At 33.4% G+C, this 6,396-nt stretch carries 5 protein-coding genes; all 5 read left to right on the top strand.

The window, feature by feature from the left end; all coding sequences use genetic code 11:
* Positions 1-1,587 (top strand): molecular chaperone DnaK (dnaK, locus tag RSD37_RS14755; protein WP_346947507.1); only part of this gene is annotated, 1,587 nt, incomplete at its 5' end.
* Positions 1,588-1,941: 354 nt separating this feature from the next.
* Positions 1,942-3,072 carry a molecular chaperone DnaJ gene (gene dnaJ, locus RSD37_RS14750; protein ID WP_346947506.1) on the top strand — a complete coding sequence of 377 codons (1,131 nt, stop codon included), beginning with the start codon at positions 1,942-1,944 and terminating at the stop codon, positions 3,070-3,072.
* Positions 3,073-3,281: 209 nt separating this feature from the next.
* Positions 3,282-4,217 (top strand): 50S ribosomal protein L11 methyltransferase, encoded by a 936-nt coding sequence (gene prmA / locus RSD37_RS14745; protein WP_346947505.1) that lies wholly within the window; start codon positions 3,282-3,284, stop codon positions 4,215-4,217.
* A 24-nt stretch (positions 4,218-4,241) separates the two neighbouring features.
* Positions 4,242-4,997: a 16S rRNA (uracil(1498)-N(3))-methyltransferase gene (locus RSD37_RS14740; RefSeq protein WP_346947504.1), complete on the top strand. Its 756-nt coding sequence runs from the start codon at positions 4,242-4,244 to the stop codon at positions 4,995-4,997.
* Positions 4,997-6,295, top strand: a complete 1,299-nt coding sequence (mtaB, locus tag RSD37_RS14735) for a tRNA (N(6)-L-threonylcarbamoyladenosine(37)-C(2))-methylthiotransferase MtaB (RefSeq protein WP_346947503.1) — start codon at positions 4,997-4,999, stop codon at positions 6,293-6,295. The genes RSD37_RS14740 and mtaB overlap by 1 nt, the downstream gene beginning before the upstream one ends.
* Positions 6,296-6,396 lie beyond the last annotated feature (101 nt).

Below are 6,396 nucleotides of genomic sequence, written 5' to 3'. Positions count from 1 at the left end.
ACTCCACAAGAAATATCAGCAATGGTACTTCAAAAATTAAAAGCTGATGCAGAAGCTTACTTAGGTGAAACAGTTACAGAAGCAGTTATAACAGTACCTGCATACTTTAACGATAGCCAAAGACAAGCAACTAAAGATGCTGGAAGAATAGCAGGTCTTGATGTTAAGAGAATTATCAACGAGCCAACTGCAGCATCACTTGCTTATGGTCTTGATAAAATGGATACAAACCAAAAAATATTTGTTTATGACCTTGGTGGTGGTACTTTCGACGTATCTATCCTAGAACTTGGAGATGGAGTTTTCGAAGTTAAATCTACAAATGGAGATACTAAACTTGGTGGAGATGACTTTGATGAGAAGATCATGAACTATATAGCAGAAACTTTCAAAGCTTCAAATGGAATTGATTTAAGAAATGATAAAATGGCTCTTCAAAGATTAAAAGAAGCAGCAGAAAAATCTAAAATAGAATTATCATCTTCTACTCAAACAAGCATCAATCTTCCATTCATAACAGCTGATGCTACAGGTCCTAAGCATATAGAAATGAACTTAACAAGAGCTAAATTCAATGAATTAACTCATGAATTAGTAGAAAGAACAATAGAACCAATGAGAAAGGCTCTTAGTGATGCAGGACTTTCAATTGGAGAAATAGATAAGGTAGTTCTAGTTGGTGGATCTACAAGAATTCCAGCAGTTGTAGAAGCAGTTAAAAACTTTACTGGAAAAGAGCCATCAAAAGGAGTTAACCCAGATGAGTGTGTTGCAGCAGGAGCAGCTATTCAAGGTGGAGTATTAACTGGAGATGTTAAAGATGTATTACTTCTTGATGTTACACCATTAACTTTAGGAATTGAAACTTTAGGAGGAGTTGCTACTCCATTAATCGAAAGAAATACAACAATTCCAAGCAAGAAGAGCCAAGTGTTCTCAACTGCAGCAGATGGTCAAACATCAGTTGAAATTAATATAGTTCAAGGTGAAAGACAAATGGCAGCTGACAACAAAGGTTTAGGAAGATTCACTCTTTCTGGAATTGCTTCAGCACCAAGAGGAATACCTCAAATCGAAGTTACTTTTGATATAGATGCTAACGGTATAGTTAAAGTTTCAGCTAAGGATAAAGGAACAGGAAAAGAAGCTAATATAACTATTACAGCTTCAACTAACCTAAGCGATGATGAAATCCAAAATGCAGTAAATGAAGCAGAGAGATTTGCTGAAGAAGATAAGAAAAGAAAAGAAGCAATAGAAGCTAAAAACACTGCAGATCAAATGGTTTATCAAACAGAGAAATCATTAACAGACCTTGGAGAAAAAGTTTCTGATGAAGATAAAGCTAAAGTAGAGCAAAGACTACAAGTTTTAAAATCAGTTAAAGATGGTGAAGATATAGAAGCTATTAAAAAAGCTACAGAAGAATTAACTCAAGAATTCTATGCAGTATCTTCAAAAGTTTACCAAGCAGAGGGCGGACAGCCAGGAGCAGAAGGATTTGATCCAAACAACATGGGTGGAGCAGGAGCACAAGAAGCACCAAAAGATGATAATGTTGTAGATGCTGACTTCAAAGTAGACTAATTTAAGTGACACTCCAAATTTTACATTTGGATAGTGAAACTTACTCATTGGAACGAAGGTGAGAAGGAGTTTCATTAATAGTACTTTAAATCATTGATTTTATGTATGGAACTTACTCATTGAATGAATTTCAATTATAAAATATTATTAAGGGATGACGTAAAAATCATCCCTTAATTTAAAGTTTAAAATAATAGGAATTATATATAAGAGCTATAAATAAATTTTTATAGAGACGATTAGTAAATAGTGTATGTGTTAAAATTCTACTTATTGCAATTGAGCAAATGGTTGAAATTATACATAGGATGCTTTAATATATATAAAGAGTAAAATAGGTGGTGAATTTTTAATATGGCTAATAAGGATTATTATGAAGTTCTTGGAATAGATAGAAATGCAAGTGAAGACGATATTAAAAAGGCTTTTAAGAAATCGGCTTTGAAGTATCATCCAGATAGAAATCAAGGGGATGACGCTGCGGAAGAAAAGTTTAAAGAAGTAAATGAAGCTTATCAAGTTCTATCAGACGCTGAAAAGAAACAAAGATATGATCAATATGGAACAACAGATTTTAGTGGAGCACAGGGTTTTGATGGTTTTGACTTTGGAGGCGGATTTGGAGGGTTTGGCGATATTTTTGGAGACATTTTTGGTGGAGGATTTGGTTCATCTGGAAACAAAAATGGTCCTAGAAAAGGCGCTGATATGGAATATAACCTAAATTTAACCTTTGAAGAGGCTGTATTTGGTTGTGAAAAAGAGATTAGAGTCACAAGAAGAGAAAAATGTGAGGATTGTGGAGGAAGTGGAGCTAAACAAGGTACTACTCCAAAGACTTGCTCTAAATGTAGTGGAAGAGGTAAAATTCAAGTTCAAAGAAGAACACCTCTTGGCGTTATTTCAACAACAGCTACTTGTGATGCTTGTGGAGGTAAAGGTAAAATTATAGAAGCTCCATGTACAACTTGTAGAGGAACAGGAAAAGAAAGAAAAACTAGGAATCTTACAATAAATGTTCCAGCAGGGGTTGATACTGGTAATGTAATGCCTTTAAGAGGACAAGGTGAAGTAGGTGAAAATGGAGGTCCATCAGGAGATCTTTATGTAAATATAAGAGTTGCTCCTCATAGTACTTTTAAGCGTAATGGCTTTGATATTCATATGGAAGCACACGTATCATTTGCAAAAGCAGCTCTTGGTACAGAAATAAAAGTACCAACAGTAGATGGTGATGTTACCTATAAGGTACCAGCTGGTACTCAACCAGGAACAGTGTTTAGATTAAAAGCTAAGGGTGTTCCAAGAGTAAATTCTGCAGGTAGAGGGGATCATTACGTTAAGGTAATAGTAGATGTTCCAAAATCTCTAAATGAGAAGCAGGAAGAAGCATTAAGATTATTTATGGAAGCTAGCGGAGAGATCCCAGAGACTAATGCAAATGTAGATAAAAAGAAGCATAAAAAAGGAATCTTCGGAAAGTAAATAAATTGTTGATACAATGGCTGTTTTAGGATAGAAAGTAATTTCTGTGATGAAACAGCCATTTTAATTTCTATTACACACTAAATAATATTTAGTGTATAATGGATTTTGCTAAGTGTTTAAATTAGAATTATAAGTTATATAGAAAAAATACATATATCCTTAGAGCGATATGGGATAAATTTTAAAATGTTTAGGAGGAATAAATAATGGATAAAGATTGGATTGAAGTAACTGTAATTACAAGTAGTGAGGCCACAGAAGCCGTATCTGGATTCTTTTATAACTGCGATGTAGAAGGAGTTTCTATAGAGGATGTTCAAGATGTTGAGTTTAAGAAGAAGAACCCTGGTTATGCAGATTTTATTAATGAATCAGTTTTAACTATAGAAGAGGGTGCCATAGTTAAGGGATATTTCAAAGAGACAGACAACTTTAAGGATACCTTAAATTACATAAAAGAAAGTGTAGATAAGTTAAGTGACTTTGGATTTGATAAGGGTGAGGGAATTGTTACATCAAGCAAGGTAAATGAAGAAGATTGGGAAAACAATTGGAAACAGTATTATAAACCAACAAAGGTTGGAAATAGAATAGTTGTAAAACCTATTTGGGAAGAGTACGATGAAAAAACAGATGAACTTGTGGTAGAGCTTGATCCAGGGATGGCCTTTGGAACGGGTACCCATGAGACTACTAGAATGTGTGTAAAAGCTATAGAGAAGTATGTTAAAGCAGATTCTATTGTGTTTGATATAGGAACAGGTTCAGGAATACTATCAATTGCTGCAGCACATCTAGGGGCAAAACATGTAGTAGGAGTAGACCTTGACCCAGTAGCTGTAGAGTCAGCAAATAAGAATGTAGGGTTTAACAACCTATCAAACATAGAAATACTTCATGGAGATTTAATGGAAGTTGTTAATGGTAAGGCAAATATAGTAGTAGCAAATATATTAGCTGAAGTAATTATGTTTTTATGTGAAGGCGTAAAAGAATTCATAGAAAAAGATGGGCGTTTTATAGCTTCAGGAATACTAAATACTCAAAGAGATATGGTAGTTAATAAACTAGAATCTTTAAATTTTAGTATTGAAGAAGTTATGGAAGATGGGGAATGGATTTGCATAGTTGCAAAGAAATAAAAATTTGATAGGAGTAAGCTAGAAATGCATAAGTTTTTTATAGAAGATAACAACATAAGTGGAAATCTATGTACCATTGAAGGTGATGATGTTAAGCACATATACAAGGTATTAAGGCTTAAGGCTGGAGATAAAGTAAATATAAACAACTGCAAGGGTACTGAATATATCGGTGAAATACAGGAAGTAAATAAAAAAGAAGTAAAGGTTAATATCATTGAAAAAGTAGAACTAAACAATGAGAGTCCTATAGCAGTACATCTTTTTCAAGGACTACCAAAGGCTGCAAAGATGGATTTAATAGCTCAAAAATGTACTGAGCTTGGAATTAGTGAAATAACTCCCATAATCACAGAAAGAGTTGTGGTTAAAGGAAATGAAACTTCTGAATTTAAAAAGGTTGATAGATGGAATAGAATAGCTTTAGAGGCTTGCAAGCAGAGCAAAAGAAGTATAATTCCAACAATAAACCAACCTATGGAGTTTAAAGCCTTAGTAGAGGAGCTTAAAAACTTTGACCTAATAGTAGTCCCTTATGAAAATCAAGAAAATCTAGGGATGAGATATGTGAAAAGTAAGGTGCAGAACAAAGATATAAAAAATGTAGGAATAGTTATAGGACCAGAGGGTGGATTTGAAGAAAGTGAAATTGAAGCATTGAAGGATTTAGGTGGATTTATAGTAACTTTAGGACCAAGAATACTAAGAACAGAAACTGCCGGGTTTGTAGCTCTTAGTCTTATAATGTACGAACTTGGAGATTTAGGAGGAACCATATAATGAAAGTTGCACTATATACTTTAGGATGCAGAGTTAACTCTTATGAATCAGAGGCTATGGCAGAGAAGTTTATAAAAGATGGATATGAAGTAGTGAGTTTTGATGAATATTCTGATGTTTATGTTATAAACACATGTACAGTAACCAATATGGGAGATAAAAAGTCAAGACAGATGATAGGGAGAGCAAGACGTAACAACCCAGATTCAATAATAGCTGTAGTTGGATGTTACTCACAGATAGCATCAGATGAAATAGCTAAAATTGAAGGAGTAGATGTAGTCCTAGGAAGCAGAAACAAAGGTGAGGTTGTTTACTGGGTAAATAGAACTAGAGAAGAGAAGAAACAAATAATAGAAGTAAGTGATGTTCTTAAGAATAAAAAATTTGAAGAACTAGCTATAAATGAATATCAGGATAAGACTAGAGCTTTCCTTAAAATTCAAGATGGCTGTAATAGGTTTTGCACATACTGTCTAATTCCATTTGCAAGAGGAGCCGTTTGTAGCAAAGAACCCAAGCAAATAATTAAAGAAGTAAAAGATTTAAGTGAAAATGGATTTAAAGAAATAATACTTTCAGGAGTTCATACAGCTTCCTATGGGGTAGACTTGGAGGGAGATTGGGATTTAGTTAGAATACTAGAGGAAATAGATAAAATTCAGGGTATAGAGAGAATAAGAATAGGATCTATTGATCCAACATTCTTTACTGAGGGTGTAATAGACAGAATATGTTCCCTAGAGAAATTATGTCCACATTTCCATCTTTCGCTTCAAAGTGGAAGTGATGGTACTCTTAAAAGGATGAATAGGAAGTACACAGCGGCAGAATATAAAGAAGTAGTAGATAATCTAAGAAAACATATGAAGGATATATCTATAACTACAGATATAATTGCAGGATTCCCAGGAGAGTCTAATAATGAGTTTGATGAGACTTACAAATTCTTAAAAGATATAAAGTTAAGTAAAATGCACATATTTAAGTATAGTAAAAGAGAAGGAACTAAAGCTGCAGATATGCCATTCCAGGTAGATGGAAATCTAAAGGAAGAAAGAAGTAAGAAATTAATAGACTTAAACAATACTCTAGAAGTAGAGTTCATGGAGAAGTTTGCAAATAAAGAAATGAAAGTATTGTATGAAGAGCCTTTAAAAGGTAAAGATAATCATTATGTTGGTTATACAGAGAATTATATAAAGGTTATAACAGCCAGCACAGAGGATTTAAGTGGTAAGATTCTATCTACAAAAATTGTAGGGGTAGAGAGAGAAAATATGATTGGTAGAATATAAAATTAATTTACAAACTAAAATTATAGTAATTATGCTATAATTTTATTAAAAATAATAATGCACTAACATTAATTTTAGGAGTATAATGCTATTATACTAGT

Origin of the sequence: Clostridium sp., from assembly GCF_036646415.1 — a bacterium.
In the GTDB taxonomy this organism is placed as follows: Bacteria; Bacillota; Clostridia; order Clostridiales; family Clostridiaceae; genus Clostridium_J.
The sequence above is the reverse complement of the archived record's forward strand: the minus strand, read 5'-3'. Positions and strand labels throughout refer to the sequence as shown.

Excerpts from the sequence above, each read along its gene's own strand:
- prmA (WP_346947505.1), top strand. The coding sequence starts at position 3,282 with ATGGATAAAGATTGGATTGAAGTAACTGTAATTACAAGTAGTGAGGCC.
- dnaJ (WP_346947506.1), top strand. The coding sequence starts at position 1,942 with ATGGCTAATAAGGATTATTATGAAGTTCTTGGAATAGATAGAAATGCA.
- RSD37_RS14740 (WP_346947504.1), top strand. The coding sequence starts at position 4,242 with ATGCATAAGTTTTTTATAGAAGATAACAACATAAGTGGAAATCTATGT.
- mtaB (WP_346947503.1), top strand. The coding sequence starts at position 4,997 with ATGAAAGTTGCACTATATACTTTAGGATGCAGAGTTAACTCTTATGAA.